Below are 23,783 nucleotides of genomic sequence, written 5' to 3'. Positions count from 1 at the left end.
ATGTAAACTATTTACACGGTGTAAAACATTATAGCTTTAATTAAATTTTTGTGTAAGTACTTTTTTGCTCATCGTAAACCACTGGAATAATTTAGTGGGTATGAGGTCCTGTGTAAAAAGTATGAAAAAATGTGAAAAGTGTATGGCTTTCTGAAACGGTTATAGATATAATATTGAAAATACATATTTTCGAGTCATTTCGACATCTGAAAATGCGAGAGGAAGAGGGGCATCTTATGGGGATAATTAAAAGATGGTTCAGTAGACTAAGCGTTCAAAACTTTAAGACAAAAATGATATTATCTTTTGTGCTTATCCTTGTAATTCCATCAAGTGTGATTGGACTATTAGCTACCAATACTGCCAGTGATACGATTAAGGAGCAATTGATAGGCAGTGCAAGAGAGTCGGTGAATTCACTTGACTCATTGATTGATATGAGTGTTGAGCCTAAACTCCACGATGCTGAGTTTTTCTCTAAGCGCTTGAATTCAACTTTATTAGATGAGTCACAAAAGCGTGCGGAGATTCAGCAATATTTTGATGACTATGCCGCATTACATCCTGAAGTAAGCCAAATCTATTTTGGCACTAAGGATGGAAAGTTTGTGGCGTCTCCTGACACGAAAATGCCAGAAGGTTATGACCCTTCTAAACGACCATGGTATGAATCGGCAATGAAGGAGAAAGGCAAGGCAGTAGTTAGTGAGCCTTATTCTGCGATTGGGATCGAAGGTGTTACAGTTGCTGTTTCAATGGCAACGGCTGATGGTACTGGTGTGATAGGAATTGACCTTAAGCTAGACACGATTGCCGATAATGTAAGCAAAATTAAAGTGGGTAAAGCAGGCTATGCAACATTGCTTGATAGAAATAAAAGCTATATTACCCATCCATCTAAAAAAGCTGGAGAGGAAGCAAAAGAAGCTTATGAGCTAAAAATGTATGATGCTCCTGAAAGCCAATATCAATATGAAGACACAGATGGAATCAGTAAGTATTTAGTGTATAAAACGAATGAATTAACAGGCTGGAAAATTGCAGGGATATTTGTCAACGCTGAATTAGAGGAAGCTGTTTCACCAATTACCAACAAAACCTTGATAACGTTATTTGTATGTTTAGTGATCGGGATTGGCGCTATGATTTTTATAATCCGCTCGATTGTCAAACCAATAAGTACTCTGAAAAAGCAAGCTATTTTTGTTAGTGAAGGGGATCTGACGCAGCAAATTGAAGTCAAAACAGAAGATGAGATTGGACAGCTTGGACATGCATTCCAGACGATGCAGCAGAAGCTTCGGTCATTAATCGAGGAGGTAGCCAAGACAACCAATCATGTGGCTCAGTCCTCGGATGATCTAACGATGAGCGCAGAGCAGACAAGCGCAGCAAGTGAGCAGGTGGCATTGGCTGTTCAAGAAATTGCAGGAGGCGCAGAACGGCAAACGGTCGGATTGGATCACAATACAACCGCTTTAGAGGAAATATCTAAAGGTGTCATGTTGATCGCAGAACGCTCCAGTACGGTTGCAGATTTAGCTAGAGCTTCTTCCAAGCAGGCTGAGGAAGGTAGCGAGTCGTTAATTCAAACAGACAATCAAATGAACGCAATTTATCAATCTGTTACAGTCTCTAACCAAACGCTACAAACCTTGTATCAACGAAATAAGCAAATCGGTGATATTACAACCGTGATTAGTGAAATGGCTAATCAGACTAATTTGTTAGCTTTAAATGCCTCGATTGAGGCGGCGCGTGCGGGTGAGCATGGCAGAGGTTTTGCGGTAGTTGCGGATGAGGTGCGCAAGCTAGCGGAGCAATCAGCAGAATCTGCAAAACAAATATCTGGGTTAATTACACTTGTGCTTAATGATACAAATGAAGCTGTAAAAACGATGACAAAAGCAACGGAGGATGTTCAAGAAGGACTTCAAGTCTCCGCAGTGACAATGGAGAAAATTGAAAAAAGCCTTGAAGGAATTAAAGAAACATCTCCACAAATTGATGAAATTGCAGCAACAGCTGAGCAGATTTCAGCAAGTGTACAACAAATCACTGCTTCAGCAGGTGAATTATCCTCCATTGCTGTTGGGAATGCCGCAACTTCGGAGGAGGTTGCAGCTTCCGCAGAGGAACAGCTTGCGTCTATGCAAGAAATCTCTTCATCTGCACAAGTTTTGTCGAATATGGCGACACAGTTAAAAGCAATTATTGCTCAATTTAAAATTTAGATAATTGTTAGCTAAATAAGGAAACAAGGTAATATATAAAAACAAGGTAGCACATAAAAAGGTACAGTGTGTAAGTGAAATTAGCTTTTTACTTACTCCTGTACCTTCTTTTATAGGTCATCCTAATCTAACCCAAATCTATCCTTAACTGCTTGTGAAGTTGAGCCTGAACGTTTAATGTTAATAAGCACCTGAATGTTAAAATCAACCTCATTTTTAAAATAGTTACGCCAATCCTTTTCTATTTTCGCCCATCTTTTCGGATACTTAGCAGAAACATAGTCCCCGATTCCGAGTACGTCTGCGCCAACACTTTGTGTTTTATTCATTAAGTTTTTTGTACTGTTAATGCCTAGCTCCTCTAAAGTTTGCTTGAGCTTATTTAAAGCATTTTTATCATGTAAGTTAATATTAGAGTCTGAGGAAATGACATTGGCTTCCCCTTCTGTAGACATATTTATTGTTAACTTATTATTGTTAAATACCGGTTTGATTTTTGTTTGTAACGATTGAAATATGACTCCAACCTTTTTTTTATCTGTAGGTGAATCCACACTCACCATAAAATCCTTTATTTGCGATAAAGCAACTAAAGCCCCACGTGTTTCATCAAGGCCAAGGATTGGAGGAATAAACTTCCCCTTTCGAAATATAGCCGTTCTTCCTGTCCCCAGGCTTGGCTTGATCTCAGGGTCAGCTAAAGAGTTTCTTTTCTCAAAATCTAACACGGGGACTAAGCTATCTCCACCAATAGAATTTGACATTAGAAAGTCCCTGACTGTGACATCAAGTAAATTACTGTTTTCAATGTAGGATTCTAATACCGTTACTGGAAAACGTTCAAAAAAAATCGGGGCTTGAGCTAGTTTCTCCCTAGCATTGCCTTCAATCATAAATATATTGTTGTTTAGTCGCATATAAGGGTTGCGGGAGGCAAATTCTAATACTTCACCAATCCCTTTCTTAGCATATTCACTACCTACTATAATGTTATGAGCTTGTCTAAACGTAATTCTTCTAGATACATCAGACTGAATAGCCTGAAACGCATCTTCGATAGTATCGCCCGTTTGAGTCACAAAGGTGAAATTTTTGGCTAACTCTCCACTCCCAGAGGGGGGTTGCCCTGGAATGAGCTTGGTTGTTAGTGGAAAACCTAAAGTAAGATCAATTCCATTTTTATTTTGGTCAATAATGAATAAGGATACAAATGCTCGATTGTTTAATTCAATAGATGAATAGCAGCCGCTAAGCAAAATGGATAAACCAGCAATGACCAAAATCAGCTTTAGAAGATGAAATTTTGTTTGCTTCATTCTGCATTTTCTCCTTGTTCATTGTAACGCCAATCCCGACTTTTGTTTGACTGACGCATAGCATTATGAGTGGCAAAATTTTTTGGCCGATATACCATACGCCACCATGGTGTTCGAATTAATGTATCCTCATAATCCCCATTGTTCATTGGGGTAAATGGAGAAAGAAAAGGAACCCCAAACGAGCTTAAATTAATCATATGAATGTAAATAACAAGCAAACCACAAGTAATACCAAAAATTCCGAAAAAGCCAGCAAGCAGCATGATTGGAAAGCGAAGAAGTCTAAAGGAAAGCCCCAGGTCGAAATTAGGAATAATAAATGAGGCGATTCCAGTCAAAGAAACGATAATGACCATCGCTGCGGATACGATACCTGCTTGTACTGCTGCTGTTCCGATAATGAGCGCACCTATGATAGATACAGCTTGCCCAATAGATTTGGGGATACGGATCGATGCCTCCCTGAGCGCTTCAAACGCCATTTCCATAATAAGAGCTTCCATTAAAGCTGGAAATGGAACAATTTCTCTTGAGGCTGACACGGAGATGAGTAAGTCAAAGGGCATCATCTCAGGGTGAAATGTTGTTACTGCAATATATAGTGATGGTAGCAAAAGAGATACTCCAAAAAATAACAGTCGAACAATTCGAATAAAAGAAGCGAATATAAACGATTGATAATAATCCTCTGCGGCTTGTAATAACATTGGCAAAGTTACTGGAGCAAGCAAGGCAATAGGGGTATTGTCCACTAATACAGAAATCCTTCCTTCTAATAAAGAAGCACAAACTGTATCTGGTCGCTCCGTATATTGCACCTGTGGAAATGGAGAATAAGGTGTATCTTGAATACACTCCTGCAAGTAGCTAGAGCCAAGGACACCATCAATTTTAATATAGGATAGTCTTCTTTTCATTTCCTTAATTAATTTCTCCGAGCATATTCCTTCAATATACGTAATTACAACAATGGTCTTACTCTGTCTGCCAATAATCATTTGCTCTGTTTTTAACTTTGGATTCCGTATTCTTCTCCGTATTAGGGTCAGATTAGTTTGTATACTTTCAACAAATGCTTCACGAGAGCCGCGAATAACGGATTCATTAGCCGCCTCTTCGATGGAACGTTTCTCAAAATCAGTATAGGGAATTTCAATAATATAAGGGTTCCCATCAATGATAAGTAGACCATGTGCATTCATAATTGCATCTAGGCCTTTTTCTAAATCTGCATATACATTATTTTCTGAAATAAATAGCTGATTATTTTCAATAATATCCTGCACAAAGGTATCTTCATGTAACGCTTTAAATTCATCTAGTAACGCTAACAAATTTTTTTGTAATGTAACACTATCAAACATGCCTTGGATATAGATAAGAGCACAACGATGTTCGCTTTTAGTTAGAAATGTATTAAATATAATATCTGAGCAGTTTTCCAGCTTTGTTTTATACCATTGAAGTCGGACACTTAAATCCGTCTCATTCATTTTTAATCCCTCCTATCCACAATGAAGCCTAGTTAGTATTTGATATTTAAGTACAATTTATCCACGTTGATCCAAGCATCTAAAGTTAAGCATTTTTGTTCTTTATCCAAGCAACAGTGGAATAAAAAGGCGAATCACAAGGGATACTTAGACAATATGTTAATTTAATGAAATTTAGGGTTAGGATGGACTAAGGGGTGGCTATAAGATGCAAGTAAAGGTTACGAAAGGACAAGTTTTTAAACTCATTGCCATACAGTTATTTACAACTGTAACCGCCTTTTTGAGCAGTAATATTGTAATATTAGGGGGTTATAATGGTCCGTTAAGTGTAATTTTCGGTCTTATTTTAGCATTAATCATTATATATCCGATGATTGTATTAGGCCGTCGTCGACCCGATGAATTTTTCGCTATCTATGGTAAAGAGATTGTTGGGAAGTGGCTTCATCCACTTTTTATTTTGTTTATGACTATGGCTTTAATTTACATAGCCATCATTAATATGTGGCAGCTTAGCGATTTTTTAATCCAATTTTATTTAATTGGTACGCCAACTTGGGTCATCATAACTATTTGTGCTTTAATTATTGCCTATATTGCCTACTCCGGAGTAACGACAGTTTTCCGAGCTGCGGAAGGATTATTTCCTATTGTTATTGTTGCCTTTTTGAGTATTCCCTTGTTTGTGAGTGAAAATATAAGATGGTACATGGCAAAGGCTTTAATTAATCATCTTGATTTTATTCATACCTGGCCAGCAACTTATACAACGGCATCTGTTTTTGGTGAGGTAGTATTTATTATTTTTATCATTCCTCACATTCCGATGGACAAGAAAATTTTTAAAATAATAGGATCTGCTGGCGGTGTAGCTGTTGTGACAATTTTGTTCCACCTCATTCCATTATTACTTATATTTGGGCCTGATCTAGCTGGAAACTTTAATTATCCTGACTTAGAGCTGCTTCGTTTTATGCGGAGTGGGTCATTTCTTGAAACGTTAGATCCTTTACTCATTATTTTGTGGGTAATTTGTATATTTATTAAAATCAGTTTTATTATGTATGTTGTTGCGACGGTGATCAGTCAGATGTTAGGACTGAAGGAATCAAGGCCAATCGTGCTGCCTGTCGTAGCTACCGTTTCGTTGATGTCCCTAGTGGTGGTTCAATCCAGTGCGCAATTTCTGGAGTTAGAGACTTCAGGTTTTGCAACGATGCTAATGATTGCTGAATTAATACCTATCCTTTATCTTGTAGTTGACCTTATCCGTTTTGGTAAAAAGAAGCCAGCTAAGCAAGGGGGAGAAAAATGATCGGACTTGCCATTGTTTTTGCTGCAATTAGTTGGATTGAATGGAAAAGCATCCAAAAGAAATCGGATGAGGATAAAAAAAAGAAATGGACGATTTTGATTACCATAGCAACTCTTTTTATATTGTGTGAAGTATTGTTTTTGCTAAGAAATGTATTCCAAATTGATATTTTTGTGAAAATATTATTTGATAAGCTAGAGAAATGGATCATGATGGAGCATTAATGGGAGGTAATGATATTAATTTATTGAAACTTTTTTTATCAGTTTATCGTTTATCCTGTATATCATGTGTGAGATAGAGTAAATACACTTTGAGATCAGGATTAGGAGAATTTTAATGGAAACAACATCATTGCCTAGTCGTACAGCGTCTAGGAAACATAATAAGCCCAAACAAACGCAATCGCCCAATCGTAAAAGGACGACAAAAAAGAAAAAGAAAAAAGGCTTTTTTTATAAGTTAAAGGTGTTTTTTACGGTGATGTTGTTATTGCTTTCCTTGTTTAGTATTTGGTTTTTCTTTACTCCTTCAGGGAATAGCTTTCGCTTTTTGGTTGCGGATACGTTGATTACAACAAGACATCGTCACTGGGCTAAATATATTATTGGTCAAGAAGAGCTTAATAAAAGAGTTGCAGCTTATCAGGCTCAGTTTGACAAAATGGGTGATGAAGTAGATACGCACACAATTACGACGCCAAAAGATAAAGAGGAAGAGAACCAGCCACTTGTAAAGGTAGATGAGGTATCAGGTAAAGGCTACCATGGTTACGTTCTAACTGTTAGTGATCCTACTAAAATTCGCCTTGGTGTACCTGGTAAACGTGGAAAAGGTGAAAAGGTATCAAGTATGGTGAGTCGATTAGGTGCAGTTGCAGGTGTAAATGGCGGAGGTTTTGATGACCCCAATTGGCGTGGGAATGGTTTTAAGCCGATTGGTCTTGTTATTTCACAAGGAAAAATGTACTACAACGGTATGGGTTCAAAAAAGTCAGCACAAATTGTTGGTTTAGATAAGCAAGGTAAAATGATTGCTGGTAGATATTCAATTAGTGAGCTGAGTAAGCTTGGCGTGCAGGAGGCAGTTACCTTCCAGCCAAGAATTATTGTTAATGGAAAAGGTCAAATCAAAAACCAGAAGGAAGGCTGGGGGATTGCGCCACGTACTGCAATGGGGCAAAAAGCAGATGGTTCTATTCTTTTTGTCATTATTGATGGACGTCAGCCAGGTTATAGCATTGGGGCAAGCTTATATGATGTTCAGGAGGTAATGCTAGAGCATGGTGCAGTTATTGCTGCAAATCTGGACGGGGGATCATCTACCGTATTGGTGGGTAAAGGTGGAGAAATCATGAATAAGCCTTCCTCCGAATACGGCGAACGTTATTTGCCAACAGCTTTTCTCGTATTTGAGCATCCAGAACAAGTAGATATACCAAACATTTGGAATGGCTTACGTCCACAGGATATAGATGCGGGTAAGAAAAAATAGGCTGCGCTCCAGAGGGTGATTTCAACCGCTGTTAAAGTCCCATTTCCTTGAAAGTATTAATAGTATGATGAAAATGGGACTTTAAATTATGTGTTGCAATCACTAATTTTAAAATTGAACCAATGCTTTGAGTGGGAAAATAGAATGAAAAATAGCCTGATGTCCTTGTCTTTGAGTACGAGGGGATCAGGCTAAAGTATAATTATATTTGTAACAAACTATTAAGGCTCAATCTTGAAATCAGTGCTTGACAACAGAGCCCAAACTAGCGGAGAGACAGAGCGATTCTGAGGATTGCTTTATGATTTTAACACAATCGTAAGAACGCTCTGGATCGTAGCTTCTAGCCTCATGTCATTGTCAAGTAGTGATTTTATAAATAGAGCCACTATTTAAGTTGATTAATTTACATATGAAGGTTTTTTCTTATACATAAGAGCTACTGTCCCAGGGCCACAGTGACAAGAGATTGCACAGCCACCTTCAATAATTTCTACGTTTTTAATATCTGTTTTTTCTAATAAAGTTGTTTTTACATAATCTGCTGCTTTTTCAGCTAGGGTTTGAGCGATAATTACAAGATCACGATCAATTTTGTTCACATTTTCTATAAAACCGGTCAACATGCGTTCGACCGCCTTCTCAGTTTTTCCACGATAACGATCAGCGGAGTAAATAATGCCTTCTTTTATTTTAAGCACAGGGCGAATTTTAAGCAGACTTCCGATCATATGCTGAACGCTAGATACACGTCCACCCTTATGCAAGAAATCGAGTTGACTTACAAGCACATCCATATCGATAAAATTTCGATCTTCCTCAACCATTTGTACAATTTCTTGTGCTGTAGCTCCCTCTGTAGCTAGCTTTGCAGCCTTCAGCACTAATAACGCCGTCCCACCAGAAACATTGAGCGAATCTACAACATGAATACTCCCTTTAGGAAATTCGCTAGCGGCGATCGTTGCATTTTGGTATGTGGATGATATTTTAGAAGACATACTTATAAATACAATTTGCTCGCCACGCTCGATACATGGTGTAAAAGCAGCGATAAAATCAGCTGGAGCTGGTGCAGCGGTTTGTGGTAATTTTCCCTCGGTATGAAAGCGATTATAAATTTCGTTTGTCGATATTTCGAATTTATCCTTATAGCACTCCTCGCCATAAACAACATACAAAGGGACAACGCCAATATTAAACTTCTCTGCCAAGTGGGGTGGGAAATCGGTCGTACTATCTGCAAAAATCCTAACCTGTGTCAATACATTTCCTCCAATAACCTTTTTAATATAATTTCATTATAGATGGGAATCAGTTCAAAAAGCAAAAAGATTATGACCCCTTTGTCCAAGTAAAGCGTTGTCGATACTTCCTCGGTGAGATCCCTTCAAATTTCTTAAAGCATGCTGTGAAATAGGCCGCCTGATTAAACCCCACCTCCTCCGCAATGCGTTCAATCGTTAAGTTGGTTTGTAGCAATAATAGCTTAGCTTGCTCAACCCGTAATTGAATTAAATATACGGAAGGGGAGCAGCCAAATACCTTTTTCATGCAACGAGCAATGTAGACAGGATGAAAATTAACATTGCTTGCTAATGCTTGTGACGAAAAGGGCTCTCGGTAATGTTCACGTAAATAGGATGCTGCACGCTCCGCGCATATCGCTTGTGGAGAAGGAGCTTCCTCATTCCCTGATGAGGAGAGCAATAAAATAACCTCTTGGAACAATGCCTGCTGCTTTAAACGTACACTTGGTAAATGAATATGACTATTCATTTGAGTTAATGTATTTATCATTTGTATCACTTTTGGGAGTTGTGGCAACTTTGCAAATTGGGGCACAGTAATTTTATAGCTAGATGTTGAGAACGGAGATAGGGTCATAGGTGGACCTTGGTGTTCATATTCTGCTTTGACCTCATTATGAATACTCCAATCCCCTAACAATTGAAAATGTAGCCAATGATGGGTAGATTCCTCTTTACACCCCATATATGAATAATGATGACTATCTGGTCTTAAAATGAGAAATTGTCCTGCATGAACCTCATATTTTTGGTCTGCATCAGCGATATATAAACAACCTTTGCTTGCTACCAGTAAATCAAAAACACCAATGTTTTGTCGATTGGGGTGACGGTCTCCGACAGCCATTTCCGAGATACCGCTTACAATGTAGTGAGGTAAAGGGGGAGCGGTAAATTGTATATACATAATCGATTTCCTTCTTCCTTTATCACCAAAATGATAAGTTTAAATCGTGATAGATTGAGTTTCTATAATGATACCTGATTTTTAAGATAACATCTATAATGTGATTCATGCTAAAAGTTTTATAGTGCAAATATAAAGCAAGTACATCATTTTTGGTCTACATCTGGAGGTTGTAATAATGAAGAAAATTGATCATGTGGAAAAGGATAAATTTACACTTTGGCTGCTAGCTTGGCCAATTTTTATAGAAGTATTTTTGCAGTTTTTATTAGGAACGGTAGATACACTTATGGTTAGTCGAATTTCCGATCAGGCGGTTGCTGTAGTTGGTTTTTCCAATCAGCTATTTAACGCACTTACCACGTTGTTTGCTACTGTAGCGAGTGGAGCAGGGATAGTAATAGCACAAAAGATTGGCTCAAGGAAGGAAGAGGATGCTAGGTCTGTCGCCATCATCGCCTTGAAGGTCACAACTGTCATTGGCGCTGTGTTAAGTGTAGTTCTAATTGCATTTCCAAGATCTATTGCTCAAATGTTAAGTTTGCCTGAAGAGCTATTATCACTTGCGGAGATATATATATCGATTGTAGGTGGGGGGATGATTCTCACAGCAATCATGTCTACACTAGGGACAGCGATTCGTAATACTGGTAATACCAAAGGTCCAATGTATATTGCAGTTGGCATGAATATTATTCATATTATTTTAAACTATTGCTTTATTTTTGGGGCGATGGGTTTTCCAGAGCTTGGATTAAAAGGGGTTGCGATTTCAACTGTAGTGAGCAGACTAATTGCAACTGTGATTTTGCTTGTTATTTTTGTTAACACTTTTCAACGAAAAATTGTATTTTCTGATTTTCGGATCTTTGATCGTGGTTTGTTTAAAGAAATACTTGATATTGGGTGGCCGCTTGGTGTGAATATGTCTAGTTGGGTATTTTCACAGCTTGCTATCTTTTCATTTCTTGCCACGCTTGGAACAACCGAGCTAGCAGCTAGAACCTACATGAATACATTAGAGTCGTTTTGTTTCTTGCTTGGTCATTCGTTGGCGCTAGCTGCGCAGATTCAAATTGCCCATCTTTTTGGTGGGGGCAAAACAAAAGAAGCATACGGTGCAGTATTTAAGGCTTTGAAGGTAGCTTTGCCGTTAGTGATTGCAAATTCATTTATTTTAGTACTAGTTGGGAAATATATGTTAGCGATGTTTACGCAGGATGAAGCGATTTTGAATTTATGTGTTACTTTGTTATGGATGAACTTGTTGCTACAGCCTGGTAAAGCCATAAATATGGCGATTGGCGATGCTTTAAATGCAATTGGCGATACAAAATATACGATGAATATTTCTTTAATCTTTATGGGGCTCGTGGCGACAGGAGGTTCATATCTGTTTGGGATCGGACTTGGCTTTGGCATCATTGGCATTTATAGTTGTATGATTGCAGATGAATATATCCGTGGTGTGTTTTCATATTTTCGATGGAAGCAACGTAAGCTGCTGAAGAAAAAGGAAGTCGAGTTAGGATTGGAGCCAGAGATTAGGGTGGTAGCACAAGCGGCTAATGTAGCTCTATAGGAAACATATCGAATACACAAAAATAACACTCGCTATAGCAAGCTTAAAAGCTACATACACCAAGGAGATGAAGCAATTCCCTTATCGTATGTAGCTTTAATTTTATTTATCCTGCCTTGTATGATCTGTTATGACGGGAATACGACTGGTGATAAGTGTTGTGATAATGCTTCAACAAATTGTTCTAGCTGCTCTTGATCCACCTCATCAAAGCGGTTTTTGTTTGGGCTATCAATGTCTAACACACCAAATAACTGATCCTGTACAAAAATAGGAATTACAATTTCGCTATTGGATGCTGCATCGCAAGCAATGTGACCTGGAAATTGATGTACATCTGCCACACGAAGTGTAGTCTTTTGCTGTGCTGCTGTACCACATACCCCTTTTCCCATAGGAATACGCACACATGCAGGTAACCCTTGAAATGGGCCTAGCACAAGTTCATTCTCAACATTCAAATAAAATCCCACCCAATTGATTTCAGTTAAATGGAAATTTAGTAGTGCTGCTGCATTAGATAAGTTGGCAATCGGATTAAGCTCATCTTCAATTAAAGCATTTAATTGAGAAAGGATAGCTTGATATTGCTCCTGACGCGAGCCTGCTGTGGGTTGTTTTGGTTGGAACATATAGTAGTATTGCCTCCTTATATATTACAAATTTCGCTTTTTTTTGACACGGTTGTTTTTTGACAACATGTTTTATCATAGTTGTATCACAACAATTGAAGTATGAGGTGATCCTTATGATTAATGAGACATCTAACACTAAAAAAGTAGGTAATGACCTCCTTCAAAAAATTGAACAGCTACGATCTCAACTTGTTGAAGCAGCACAAACGAAGGAATTCACAAATGATGCCATCGTCGCTTTGAGCCAACAACTAGATCATTATATCGTATTAGCACAATATCAAATGATAGGTAGGTCATGATAAACTAGAACGAATAAACTGAATCGTTTCAGTTGCATAAAGCTCTGGGTCGACGCTAAAGGCGTTCGCATGTATCGCTTTTGGGATGAGTAATAGCTTTTTTACTCCCTGCTTCACATTATACATGTCTACGCTCATTTGTGTAGGAACATAAGTATCTTCTGTGCCATGAATAAACATGACAGGTAATAAACTGTTTTTCACTGCTTTAATTGGGCTAACCTGTTCTAAAGAGAAGCCTGCCTTACGTTTTAAAGACCAATTTACTAAGTGTATTAATGGAAAGAGGGGCGTCTTGTTTAACACGTTAATTTGGTATTCGATTAGCGCTGTCAGATCAGAGTAAGGGCAGTCAGCGATTACAAATTTAACATTAGGTTGTGCGATGCTTAAATACTCTAGCACTGTGCCTCCGCCTAGGGATTGACCATGCAAGCCAACGATGATTTCTTCTCCATATTGTGTGGTTAGCATTGTCACCCATGATTCTACATCGTATTTTTCTTTGTAGCCATACGTTGAAAATTCCCCTTCACTTTCACCATGTCGTCTTTGATCCACTAATAATATATTAAACCCCTCTTGTTGAAATAGATCAATATATTGTGCTGAAAGGTGCAGGTTAGCCGTATAACCATGAACGATAATAATCCAACGTGGTGAATTATGAACCGCCTTAATGATGTAGCCATGAAGCTGTAGACCATCAAAAGAGGTAATATGTACCTTTTGTTTAGGTAGTTCATGGAATTTTTGCTTCGTAAAGGTACCTGCTTGCTCCAAGCTCTGAAGAATAGCATCACTACTTTTTACCTTCATCCTTGTAATTTTATTAAATACCTTTTGGGTTAAAGCCAGCAGGATGACTGTAATTATAAGCAATACAACTAAAATAATAATGTAAACCATAAAAAAACCTCCTGTAATCCCCTTTGTTTTATTATAGTATCTTTGATGCCCATATAACAAAAACTTAACTTGTGCTCTTTAAGTAATTTACAGATTGCTTTTTTGCTAGAAATCATGCAAAATTGCTTCGTATTGCTTCGTGTACCTAGCGGGGCATAGGACTAAGGAAAAGGTGATAAATGTTGTTTAAATGTGAAGGAAATATTCCCGTTATAGAGGGTCCGAGGATTAACTTACGTAAAATGCAAGCCAGTGATGCGGATACGTTGCTCCAATATTGGGGAGATTCTGAGGTTGTAAAGCATATGAATATGAGTCCTTTCACTACTTCTGATGAAGTGCTGGAGATGATAACCTTACTCAATGGTTTAGCTGAATGTGAAGATACCTTGCGGTGGGGAATTGAGCTGAGGGAGGAGCAGAAGCTTATTGGTAGCTGTGGCTTCAATACATGGCAACTATCTGGTGCTTATCGGGCAGAAATCGGCTATGATCTAGGCAAGGCTTTTTGGGGAAAAGGGTATATGTCTGAGGCGCTTGCTTTAATGTTATCCTATGGCTATGAAATTATGGGATTAAATCGGATTGAAGCCTTGGTACAACCTACAAATGTAGCTTCATTGAAGCTGTTAACCTCATTTCATTTTCAGCAAGAAGGGCTATTAAGACAATACCAGAAAATAGAGGAAGGGTTCGTTGATTTATATCTGTATTCGTTGTTGAAAGAAGAATATGAGATGAATGCGAGATGATGATGTAACAATAAGATATTAGTCTAACTTGTATATAGGAAAGGAGGATTATGGTTATGAAAAACAGCTTTGCAGTTGCTAGTCCTGCTAATACGGTCATGCATCGTTTAGATGCCTTAAGCAAGCTAGTTGCTTTATTATGTCTAAGTGTACTTACTATGCATATCGATGAAGTGGTACCATCTTTCATTGTTCTTTTTTGCTTATTGGTATTATGCATGTTTGCTGGAAATAGGGAGAAGCTGCTTCGTCGCTTTCTTTTTATTGGCTCCTTTGCATTGCCCTTATTTATTTTAACTATGTTGTCTGCTCCACAAGGTGGGGAAAGGTTTAATTTAGTTTTTTTTACTGTATCTACTGATGCGATAGAGGCGGGAATTGTCGTTAGCTTTCGCATGATTATTTTATTTTTGTCCTCTATGGTGTATATCGAAACGACAAATCCACGTCATTTTTTAGTGATGTTAACCCATTATATTAAGCTTCCGTATCGTTTTGTTTTTGGTGTTTCAGTTGCGCTCGCCTTTGTCCCTTTATTAGAGGAGGAGGCAAAGATGGCAATTACTGCACGTAAGCTTCGCCGAGGAAAAGCACCACAACGTATGCGAGAGTTTATCGATATGTGGAAAGGAAGCTTACTTAGTATTTTTACAGGTGCAATCCGTCGAATAAGTATTACTGCTGGGGCGATGGATGCCAAAGGATTTGGTGCGTATCCAACTCGTACGTATGTAACTATTCCTAAAATACAAGCTAGTGGTTATTGTGTCATGATTTTAAGTGTGTTGTCCCTATGTTTTTTATGGGGTATCGTCTAAATTTTATGAGAAAAGTATAGTTGTTTTAACAGGTATGTGTAAAAATAGCTTGACGTATTTTAATTGTTAACCTAAATTATTATTTGTGGTTAACAATTAAAAATGGAGCTGATGATTTCAAGATGAAGCAAAAATCGATAGGTTCAATATTTCAGTCCTTTACAACGTTAGATATCGTACTCATGGCGATGTTGGCCACTGCGAATGCGGTTGTCACCATGTATCTGTCCACAGTAAATCAAATGCTTAATAGTGTGGGTGGGCCAATCGCAACCTCAACCATTACAGGCATCTATATGTTATATGGGGTGTTAGCCTGTTACATAATTCGTAAACCCGGAACGGCAATCATTACGTATAGCTTTGGTGCGATCGTACAATCCTTTTTAGGTGTAGCGTATGGGATACCTTCCGCAATTGCGGCAGCCTTATGTTATATGATTGTAGTTGAGTTAGTGCTTGCACTTTATCGTTATAAGCGCTGGGATTACATTTCAATGTCTATTTTAGGTGGAGCGATGGTGCCAATCTGGTTTTTCTTTGCGGCTCAAATGTTTGGTTATACGAAATGGGGAACCTCGATTTTAATGATTGCACTTGTGGTTCGTATTATTAGTGGGATGATTTTGGCGGGTTATTTAAGTAAGATATTAGGTGACCTACTTGCTAAAAGTGGACTGTTATCTCGATTTAATATTGGTAGATAAGTATAGAAGAGAAGGGTAAGAGGCTGTTGAATGACTTGGTGGATTTGAATTCATATTCCGTAGTTGAAGTCATAAATGTAAGCTATGGCTATACCAGTGACAATGCTGATATAATTTATAACCTTAATCTTTGTATTAACGAGGGCGAATGGGTGGCGATTGTTGGTGGGAGTGGCAGTGGCAAATCGACATTGGCTGGACTACTGACAGGTTATTTGCCAAGAGTAGGTGGTGGTGCACGTCATGGTTCAATTAAGGTATATGGTCATGATCCAGCAACAGCCGATCTTAAGGAAATTTCTCCTGTAATTAGTTTGATTGTGCAGGACCCCTATGGTGGACTTGTGCTTGGATGTGTGGAGGAAGAGGTGAGCTTTGGTCCGGAAAACTTGTGTTATGACGTTGAGCAGGTTAGAGAATACACAACTAAGGCTTTAGAGGATACCGATCTGATAGCACTTCGCCAAGCCGATGTGAGCTTATTATCAGGTGGACAACGACAACGTACCTTGATCGCCTCAGCATTAGCCATGCATACAAAAATTGTTGTATTTGATGAATCAAGTAGCCACTTAGATGAAGCTTCTCGAACTAAGCTATTACAGGTGCTACATCAGCTGGCAGAGCAAGGGCATACCATCATTACGCTTAGTGGAAGAATGGATCAGATTGCTTCACAGGCATCAAGGTTAATCGTCATGGAGCAAGGTGAAATTGTGATGGATGGAAGTACATCGATAATGCTTAAGGAACAGTGGACAAAGCTCATTCAATTAGGCTTATTGCTGGATCAGGAGGGGCTAAAGGCACTACCTTCTAAACATGCACTTGAACTTGACCTTGAGCCTGAGCTTGCGTCTAAACCTCAACTTATACCTAATCCCGAATTTGCTCCTAAACCAGGACGTGTGCCAGCGCTCAATGAGACGCCACTTTTAGAGCTAAAGCACTTTTCCTTCCAATATAACAAGCGTCTACCTTTTGTTTTTAAGGATGTAAATGTTCAGTTGAAGCAGGGACAGTGGGTGATGTTGCGTGGTGAAAATGGGGCTGGAAAAACGACATTATCCAAGCTGCTGACTGGCTTGTTACGCGTACCCAAAGGGCAAATGTTTTGGCAAGGCATGGATATGGGAAAGTGGAATCTATACGAATTTTCTCAGCAAATCGGTTATGTTTTCCAACAACCTGAACAGCAGTTTGTAGCTCATACAGTGGGGGATGAGCTTTTATATAGTCCTCGTTCGTTATTAGGACTGTCACCAAAGGACGAAACACCTGACTTCTTATTACACAAATTAGAAAAGATACTTACTGATATAGGTTTAGCAGAAAAGCAAGGCATTTCCCCTTTTTTATTAAGTGGGGGGGAGAAACGCTTGTTGAGTGTTGCGGGGAGTATGATGGTGCCACGTAAGCTATATATTTTAGATGAACCTACTGCTGGTTTGGATTATGTAGGTGTACTTAGACTTATACGCTTGTGTAGACAGGCTATCGCCACGGGGGCAGCGATCATTATGATTACCCACGAACCTCAGTTGTTTGCAGAGGAACAAATAATTGAGTGGCGTGTGGCTGATGGGAAAGTCTCTTAGTACAGCAAGTGCTAAGAGATTTTTAATATTCCTTCTAAATAGACGATCCCCATATTATCGTTTATAATTATCCCTTATGGATGATCTGAAATGGGATGAGGAAGAAGGCTTGATTTTCAAATGGTGATGAAACGAAATTACATATTAACAGGGCTATTGTTGGCTACATTTTTAGCTGCGATCGAAGGGACTGTGATTGGGCCAGCAGGTCCACGTATTGTTGGTGATTTAGGAGGGTACAAGCTATTAAGCTGGGTTTTTACGGCCTATTTACTAGCGATGGCAGTAACAACGCCTCTTTTTGGAAAAATAAGTGACTTATATGGTCGTAAGCCTGTATTTATTATAGGTTCGATTTTATTTTTGATTGGCTCCTCCCTTTGTGGATTAGCGACGACGATGGAGCAGCTAATTATTTATCGTGCAATTCAAGGGATTGGTGCAGGTGCGTTGATTCCAGTTACGTTTACGATTATTGGCGATATTTATAGTATTGAAGAACGAGCCAAGGTACAAGGCTTAATTAGCTCAGTATGGGGAATTTCTTCATTAGTGGGGCCTTTGCTTGGTGGGTATATGGTGGATTCGCTTAACTGGCGTTATATTTTTATTTTTAATGTCCCCTTTGGGTTGGTTGCTTTATTTTTCATTATTAAGCATTTACATGAAGAGATAGAGAAAAAGAAAGCGAAGATCGACATTGGTGGGGCAGTAACGTTTACGGTTGGGGTTACTACGTTATTGTTTGCTTTAGCAACAGGGGGAAATCAAATTCCTTGGGATTCTTGGATGATATATAGTTTATTTGGTATCGCTGTGGTGTCTTTAGTGTTATTTTTTATTATTGAAAACCGAGTGGCTGAACCACTTGTGCCTCTAAAGCTATTTAAAATTAGAAATATTGCCTTTTCCAATTTTGCAAGTTTGCTCGCAAGTGCATTGTTAATTGGTGTAACCTCCTATTTACCTTTATGGATTCAAGGGGTACTTGGCAAAAATGCAACGATGTCTGGTTTTTTATTAGCCCCATTGTCCATTAGCTGGATGCTTGGTTCTGTGCTTGGTAGTCGAATGATTATAACAAAGGGACCACGTTATACATCATTTATTGGGATGTTAATTATCGCAATTGCGGCGCTTGGCATGACAACACTTACCTCAAATACACCGATCTATTTAATGATGTTATATAACGCTTTGTACGGAGCTGGATTTGGATTTTCAATATCTGTATTTACGATTATTTCGCAATCTTCTGTAGATCGTAGCTTAAGAGGGGCATCGACTGCACTTAATTCCTTTACAAAATCAATCGGTCAGACGATTGGGGTAACAATTTTTGGCGTACTCATTAATTTAAGCATCTCTAGCCAAATTGCACAGGGAACAGATCTATATGGTAAAGTAACACAAGGGGATATTGATAACCTGTTATCACCAGAAAAATTACATTTGTTACCTTCAGGCTTACTCCATGATCTTGTCCAAGTGCTACAAGGTAGCTTGCATGCATTGTTTATCGTCATGGCGGTCATTGGTGTTGTAGGTGTATTTTCATCATTAGGACTTAGTCGCACTCTTTTAGATTCTGAGAAAAATAAGGTTGATACGCCTTTAGATAAATAAACAATTGGCTCCATTAGAATAAAATACATGCCTTCGTGTCATCTTAATTTATAAGATTATTATTATGTTGCTTGAGAGGACAAGGAGGCATTTTTAAATGAATGAGCAATTAAATGTGGATCAACAGACTTTAGTACAATCTTGGCAGCAGGAGCTTCCTGCTTTTCTGAATTCGGGGGATTCCTCACAGGTTACAGCAGATAATAAGGATCAAAATAGTATTCGTTTGCACATTGACGTGGAAGGGCATGACATGTATTCGTTTGACTTTAAATGCTGTTATGTAGATTCACGTGAAGTGAAGGTCGATTTGGTGGATGTGGAGCAGGCTGGCAGAGCAATTGATGAGCACACCAACGAGATTCAAGAATTAACGCATGATTATGTTCGTCATATTCATGAATGTGCCCAATCGCTTCAAAAGATTACGAATCCATGATGCTTAATCCGTCTTAACCTTAGCGATCTGTTTCTCCCAAGTGGATAAGCAGGTCGCTTTATTCAATTTTAAAAATACATTACACTTACATAGTTTTGTAACCTTTAACTTTAGCTTTTCGTTGTATTAAGATAAGTTATATTACAAGGATGGACAAGCTGAAATTGTCCATTTACAAATTTAAATTTCTGCATGTTGCTAAATGGACTAGGAGAGAAAAAAATGAACGAAGGCATCGCTCGATATGAGCCTACAGCCTATGAGGGACTTAGTGAACAACAGGTCAACCTCCGCATGGAAGCAGGGCTGTTTAATCAAGATAGTCAGGTCAAAACAAAAAGCATTGGGCAAATTGTGGTTAGTTATGTTTGTACATTATTTAACCTCATTAACGTTTTGTTAGCCACAGCGATATTTTTGGTTGGGGCTTATAAAAATATGCTATTTCTGTTTATTGTCATCATTAATACGTTAATTGGAATTGTTCAAGGGATTCGTGCCAAAAGGAACATGGACGCCCTATCTATTATTTCATCAACTAAAGCAAAGGTTATTCGGAATGGTCAGATGCAAGAGATTGCACTTGATCAAGTAGTGCTTGATGATGTACTTATGCTCGAAAATGGCAATCAAATTATTGCCGATTGTATTTTGTTAGATGGCAAATGTGAAGTGAATGAATCTTTATTAACAGGAGAATCCGACCTCGTATCGAAGCAACCAGGGGACATGCTGTTGTCTGGCAGCTTTATCGTAAGTGGGATGGGACGCGCCAAAGTTGAGCATGTAGGTAAAGACAATTATGCGGCTACCATCTCCAATGCCGTAAAATATATGAAGGCTGTACCTTCACAAATTATGATTGCGATTAAAAAGGTCATTAAAATTGCTTCGATCTTAATTGTGCCCCTAGGGCTTTTATTATTTAATAATCAGCTCTCGATTGAGGGGAATACGCTTCAAAGAGCAACGGTCAATACGGTTGCAGCTTTAATTGGGATGATTCCAGAGGGGCTAGTGCTGTTAACTAGTTCTGTGTTGGCAGCTAGTGTATTGCGTTTATCCAAGCAAAAGGTGTTAGTACAAGAATTGTATTGTATTGAAAATCTAGCTAGGGTGGATACGTTATGCTTAGATAAAACTGGGACAATTACAGAAGGGATCATGGAGTTAGTTGATATTGTTCCATTGATGGATCATCCACACACCCCATTTCCGGTGGTGCTTGGAAGGATGGGACAAGCTTTACAGGATCACAACCCTACAATTGAAGCAGTCCGGGCTAAATATCCTCAAGGCGATGGGGCAGAGGTAAATACTATAATTCCGTTTTCCTCTGATAAAAAGTGGTCTGGGGTTAGCTTTGTAGATGGTCATAGCTACCTGTTAGGTGCAGCAGAGTTTATATTGCCACCACATGAGATCGCACGGATTAAGGGCCATTTACAACAACATTCTGATGATCATCGTGTGCTTGTGTTGTCTCAATTTGAGGGTGACTTTATCGATGATGCACCTGCGGTTGCGCCTCAAGCAATCGCACTTATATTGCTAAGAGATAAAATTCGTGCAGAAGCCCCAGCAGCATTAAAGTTTTTTGCTGAGCAAGATGTGAATGTGAAGATTATTTCGGGTGACCATCCTGCCACTGTAGCAGGAGTAGCTCGTCGTGCAGGGGTAAGTGCCTGTGAGCAATATATTGATATGTCTCAAATAGAGCCAGAGGCAAATATGAATGAAATTGCCGTGAAATATAACATTTTTGGTCGTGTATCCCCGATTCAGAAAAAACAATTAGTGATTGCGCTCAAGGAGCAAGGTCGGACGGTTGCGATGACAGGTGATGGCGTTAATGATGTGATGGCTTTACGTGAAGCAGATTGCAGTATCGCGATGGCGTCAGGAAGTGATGCGGCTCGTAATGTATCACAGCTTGTGCTTCTTGAATCTAATTTTGCAGCTTTACCTCACGTGGTTGGAGAGGGCAGACAATCGATTAATAATTTACAACGATCATCTTCATTATTTTTAATCAAAAATATTTATTCTAGTATTTTGGCGCTTTTATTTGTTATTTTACCGTTCCATTATCCGTTTATGCCAATCCAGTTAACACTAGTGAATCTAGTGACGATCGGAATTCCTTCTCTGGTGCTTGCGTTTGAGAAAAATCGGACTAGGGTTGAGGGAGACTTTCTTAAAAATATGGTGCTTACTGCCTTGCCAGGTGGATTAACCGTTGTTGCTAATGTGGTGTTTGTTGTTATTACAGCTCATTTTATTACACTTACGCAAATTCAAAGCTCCTCAATATCCGTGTTGTTAACGGTCTTTACGGGGTTTATGTTGTTGTATAAGTTGTGTATGCCCTTTACTACGTTACGGAGAACGTTATTTGTGTGTTGCTTATCCATCTTCTTGTTAGCTATTTTATTGTTTGGAAGCTTCTTCTCCATTGAAGTATTTGATACTAAGGTATTGCTGTTGTTAATGCCGTTAGCGTTTATTTCCTTGGTATTGTTCAAATTTTTACTTAGATTTTTTTCTAAAAAGAAATAAAAGTAAAAGCCTGATTGCAGCCATCTTATTAAGAATGATGTGCACAATCAGGCTAAATATAAAACAAATAAGTAATTTTTTTCACATGCCTTTTGTCTTGAATACATTGACTTAACTAGTCTATATCTTAGATGTGTAGTTGAATAGTATTATTTGCGAGCGAGTGGAGCTAATTTTTCTGCTTCTCGGCCCATTTTTTTTAGTAAATTAATCATCATTTCTTTTTCTTCTTCAGTCAGTCCACTTAATGCATAATCAATACGTTCAGCAAATTCAGGATACAGTGTATCCATTAACTCTTTACCTTTTTCCGTAAGTTCTGCATAAATGACACGGCGATCACGCGGACAAGGCTGACGTTTTAGAAGTCCACCTGCTTCTAGCTTATCAATAACGTAAGTGACGTTACCACTTTGTAACAGCAGCTTTGCTCCAATTTGCTGGATTGGCTGAGAGCCTTTGTAATAAAGTACTTCCATTACAGCAAAAGCGGTAGGATTAAAGCCTTGAATTTTACTGCCTGTAACTGCATGTTCATTAACACTTTTAAAAGATTTTGCAAACACTCTGTACAGATGTAAGGATAGATCTGTTCCGCATTCCTCGGTTTTTAACATGCTCATCCCGTCCTAATTCCAAATTTATAATGATTGGAAAAATATAATCCAACACTTGCAATAACTCCATCTTAAAATAAACTGAACACATGAGAAAATATAAAATATCACAATTTAAGGCTTTTAATATTAAAATTGTGTCTAATTTTAGGCTCAATTTAAATTAGTGGTTAACAACAATACAGATGGAGCTACGAGACAGAGGGTTCTTCCGATCGTTGTTAAATCCAGATTTCTTTTTTATAGAAAATTGATGGTTGAAATCTGGCTTTAAAGACGAACGTTTCACTTCTCCAGAATCCCTCTGTCCCTTCGCTAAGGTGGGTTGGTTGATAACCACTAATTAAATGATAAGAGCCTATTTAAAATGCTACAATAGTTTAATACAGGATTTAGAACCGGAGTGATGACAATGGACCAAATGAACACATTAGACACAATGGGGGCAGCCGAAGAGGATATGTTGTTACGGGTTAACATTCGTGAGGCTGGTTATGAAAAGCAGGCACCTCATCTTGAAGATATTCAATTACAGCTGAAAAAGGGCAAGCTTACTGGCTTGATCGGTCCTAATGGAGCAGGGAAAAGTACAACGGTGAAGGCTATTTTAGATTTATTACCTTATTGTGATGCGGATATTTCATATTCTAGCCCTAATTTCAAATATGCATATTTACCTGAGCAGCCAGTTTATTATGACACGCTAACCTTATGGGAGCATCTAAGCTTGATAGGCTCTTTATATGGACTAGAAGAAGCTGTCTTTGAGCAGGAAGCCAATGCTTTGTTACATAAATTTGAGATGGAGGGGGTACGAGATCATTTGCCAGATAGCTTTTCAAAAGGGATGCGCCAAAAAATGATGTTAATGTTAGGATTTTTAATCCAGCCCGATGTGTACATTGTGGACGAGCCGTTTATCGGATTAGATCCTAGAGCTACAAAAAAATTTTTAGAAATGTTAGCAGAGGAGCAAAAGCGGGGAGCGGGTATCCTCATGTCTACTCACGTATTAGATACGGCAGAAAAAATTTGCGATGACTTTATTTTAATTTCTAGTGGGAAGGTTGTTGCGGCTGGTGAGCTTGATCAAATCCGTTATGCTGCCGGATTACCTGAGGGGAGTTTAATGGATTGCTTTGATCGGTTGACATGATAGGGAGG

21 protein-coding genes are annotated in these 23,783 nt (G+C 38.6%); 14 read left to right on the top strand and 7 right to left on the bottom strand.

Annotated features, from left to right (window positions below):
• Positions 1 to 236 precede the first annotated feature (236 nt).
• Positions 237 to 2,234: a methyl-accepting chemotaxis protein gene (locus tag ABE099_RS13150; protein ID WP_430031378.1), complete on the top strand. Its 1,998-nt coding sequence runs from the start codon at positions 237 to 239 to the stop codon at positions 2,232 to 2,234.
• 122 nt (positions 2,235 to 2,356) lie between these two features.
• Here the strand turns inward: ABE099_RS13150 and ABE099_RS13145 are convergent, their stop codons facing one another.
• Together ABE099_RS13145 and ABE099_RS13140 are read right to left on the bottom strand one after the other, a co-directional pair.
• Positions 2,357 to 3,550, bottom strand: coding sequence for a Ger(x)C family spore germination protein (locus tag ABE099_RS13145; RefSeq protein WP_430031375.1), 1,194 nt, complete (start codon positions 3,548 to 3,550; stop codon positions 2,357 to 2,359).
• Entirely contained in the window at positions 3,547 to 5,046 is a 1,500-nt protein-coding gene (locus ABE099_RS13140) for a spore germination protein (protein ID WP_430031373.1), read from the bottom strand. Before ABE099_RS13140 ends, ABE099_RS13145 begins: the two co-directional genes overlap by 4 nt.
• 208 nt (positions 5,047 to 5,254) lie before the next feature.
• Here ABE099_RS13140 and ABE099_RS13135 point away from each other — a divergent pair, with 208 nt between their 5' ends.
• From ABE099_RS13135 to ABE099_RS13125, 3 genes are all read left to right on the top strand, one after another.
• Entirely contained in the window at positions 5,255 to 6,364 is a 1,110-nt protein-coding gene (locus ABE099_RS13135; protein ID WP_430031371.1) for a GerAB/ArcD/ProY family transporter, read from the top strand.
• Complete coding sequence (locus tag ABE099_RS13130) at positions 6,361 to 6,588, top strand: hypothetical protein (protein ID WP_430031369.1); 228 nt, start codon at positions 6,361 to 6,363, stop codon at positions 6,586 to 6,588. The genes ABE099_RS13135 and ABE099_RS13130 overlap by 4 nt, the downstream gene beginning before the upstream one ends.
• 115 nt (positions 6,589 to 6,703) lie before the next feature.
• Positions 6,704 to 7,858: a phosphodiester glycosidase family protein gene (locus tag ABE099_RS13125; protein WP_430031367.1), complete on the top strand. Its 1,155-nt coding sequence runs from the start codon at positions 6,704 to 6,706 to the stop codon at positions 7,856 to 7,858.
• A gap of 401 nt (positions 7,859 to 8,259) precedes the next feature.
• Here ABE099_RS13125 and ABE099_RS13120 read toward each other — a convergent pair whose 3' ends face one another.
• Both ABE099_RS13120 and ABE099_RS13115 read right to left on the bottom strand, forming a co-directional pair.
• Positions 8,260 to 9,123, bottom strand: coding sequence for a DegV family protein (locus tag ABE099_RS13120; RefSeq protein WP_430031365.1), 864 nt, complete (start codon positions 9,121 to 9,123; stop codon positions 8,260 to 8,262).
• A gap of 70 nt (positions 9,124 to 9,193) precedes the next feature.
• Entirely contained in the window at positions 9,194 to 10,075 is an 882-nt protein-coding gene (locus ABE099_RS13115) for a helix-turn-helix domain-containing protein (protein WP_430031363.1), read from the bottom strand.
• Between the two features lie 178 nt (positions 10,076 to 10,253).
• Here ABE099_RS13115 and ABE099_RS13110 point away from each other — a divergent pair, with 178 nt between their 5' ends.
• Complete coding sequence (locus ABE099_RS13110; protein WP_430031360.1) at positions 10,254 to 11,657, top strand: MATE family efflux transporter; 1,404 nt, start codon at positions 10,254 to 10,256, stop codon at positions 11,655 to 11,657.
• Between the two features lie 128 nt (positions 11,658 to 11,785).
• On the opposite strand, the gene ABE099_RS13105 is transcribed toward ABE099_RS13110, so the two are convergent.
• A complete protein-coding gene (locus tag ABE099_RS13105; RefSeq protein ID WP_430031358.1) occupies positions 11,786 to 12,289 on the bottom strand; it encodes a GAF domain-containing protein in 504 nt (167 codons plus the stop codon).
• Positions 12,290 to 12,405: 116 nt separating this feature from the next.
• On the opposite strand from ABE099_RS13105, the gene ABE099_RS13100 reads away from it, so the two are divergent.
• Positions 12,406 to 12,594: an aspartyl-phosphate phosphatase Spo0E family protein gene (locus ABE099_RS13100; RefSeq protein WP_430031356.1), complete on the top strand. Its 189-nt coding sequence runs from the start codon at positions 12,406 to 12,408 to the stop codon at positions 12,592 to 12,594.
• Here the strand turns inward: ABE099_RS13100 and ABE099_RS13095 are convergent.
• Complete coding sequence (locus tag ABE099_RS13095; RefSeq protein ID WP_430031354.1) at positions 12,589 to 13,503, bottom strand: alpha/beta hydrolase; 915 nt, start codon at positions 13,501 to 13,503, stop codon at positions 12,589 to 12,591. The two genes, ABE099_RS13100 and ABE099_RS13095, sit on opposite strands and share 6 nt — an antisense overlap.
• A 179-nt stretch (positions 13,504 to 13,682) precedes the next feature.
• Here ABE099_RS13095 and ABE099_RS13090 point away from each other — a divergent pair, with 179 nt between their 5' ends.
• The 7 genes from ABE099_RS13090 (at position 13,683) to ABE099_RS13060 (ending at position 22,002) form a co-directional block, all read left to right on the top strand.
• Positions 13,683 to 14,255, top strand: coding sequence for a GNAT family N-acetyltransferase (locus ABE099_RS13090; protein ID WP_430031352.1), 573 nt, complete (start codon positions 13,683 to 13,685; stop codon positions 14,253 to 14,255).
• Positions 14,256 to 14,311: 56 nt separating this feature from the next.
• A complete protein-coding gene (locus ABE099_RS13085) occupies positions 14,312 to 15,073 on the top strand; it encodes an energy-coupling factor transporter transmembrane component T family protein (protein ID WP_430031350.1) in 762 nt (253 codons plus the stop codon).
• 122 nt (positions 15,074 to 15,195) lie between these two features.
• A complete protein-coding gene (locus tag ABE099_RS13080; protein WP_430031347.1) occupies positions 15,196 to 15,780 on the top strand; it encodes an ECF transporter S component in 585 nt (194 codons plus the stop codon).
• Between the two features lie 38 nt (positions 15,781 to 15,818).
• On the top strand, positions 15,819 to 17,378 hold the full coding sequence (locus ABE099_RS13075; protein WP_430031345.1) for an ABC transporter ATP-binding protein: 1,560 nt from the start codon (positions 15,819 to 15,821) through the stop codon (positions 17,376 to 17,378).
• A 126-nt stretch (positions 17,379 to 17,504) separates the two neighbouring features.
• The gene (locus ABE099_RS13070; protein ID WP_430031343.1) at positions 17,505 to 19,004 is read left to right on the top strand and encodes an MDR family MFS transporter; all 1,500 of its coding nucleotides are present in this window, start codon (positions 17,505 to 17,507) and stop codon (positions 19,002 to 19,004) included.
• 97 nt (positions 19,005 to 19,101) lie between these two features.
• Complete coding sequence (locus ABE099_RS13065; protein ID WP_430031341.1) at positions 19,102 to 19,443, top strand: hypothetical protein; 342 nt, start codon at positions 19,102 to 19,104, stop codon at positions 19,441 to 19,443.
• 222 nt (positions 19,444 to 19,665) lie between these two features.
• Positions 19,666 to 22,002 carry an HAD-IC family P-type ATPase gene (locus ABE099_RS13060; RefSeq protein ID WP_430031339.1) on the top strand — a complete coding sequence of 779 codons (2,337 nt, stop codon included), beginning with the start codon at positions 19,666 to 19,668 and terminating at the stop codon, positions 22,000 to 22,002.
• A gap of 149 nt (positions 22,003 to 22,151) precedes the next feature.
• On the opposite strand, the gene ABE099_RS13055 is transcribed toward ABE099_RS13060, so the two are convergent.
• Positions 22,152 to 22,619 carry a MarR family winged helix-turn-helix transcriptional regulator gene (locus tag ABE099_RS13055; RefSeq protein WP_430031337.1) on the bottom strand — a complete coding sequence of 156 codons (468 nt, stop codon included), beginning with the start codon at positions 22,617 to 22,619 and terminating at the stop codon, positions 22,152 to 22,154.
• A gap of 421 nt (positions 22,620 to 23,040) precedes the next feature.
• On the opposite strand from ABE099_RS13055, the gene ABE099_RS13050 reads away from it, so the two are divergent.
• Complete coding sequence (locus tag ABE099_RS13050) at positions 23,041 to 23,775, top strand: ABC transporter ATP-binding protein (RefSeq protein ID WP_430031578.1); 735 nt, start codon at positions 23,041 to 23,043, stop codon at positions 23,773 to 23,775.
• Positions 23,776 to 23,783 lie beyond the last annotated feature (8 nt).

Source organism: Paenibacillus turicensis, from assembly GCF_050461185.1.
Taxonomy (GTDB): Bacteria; Bacillota; Bacilli; order Paenibacillales; family Paenibacillaceae; genus Fontibacillus; species Fontibacillus turicensis_A.
The sequence above is the reverse complement of the archived record's forward strand: the minus strand, read 5'-3'. Positions and strand labels throughout refer to the sequence as shown.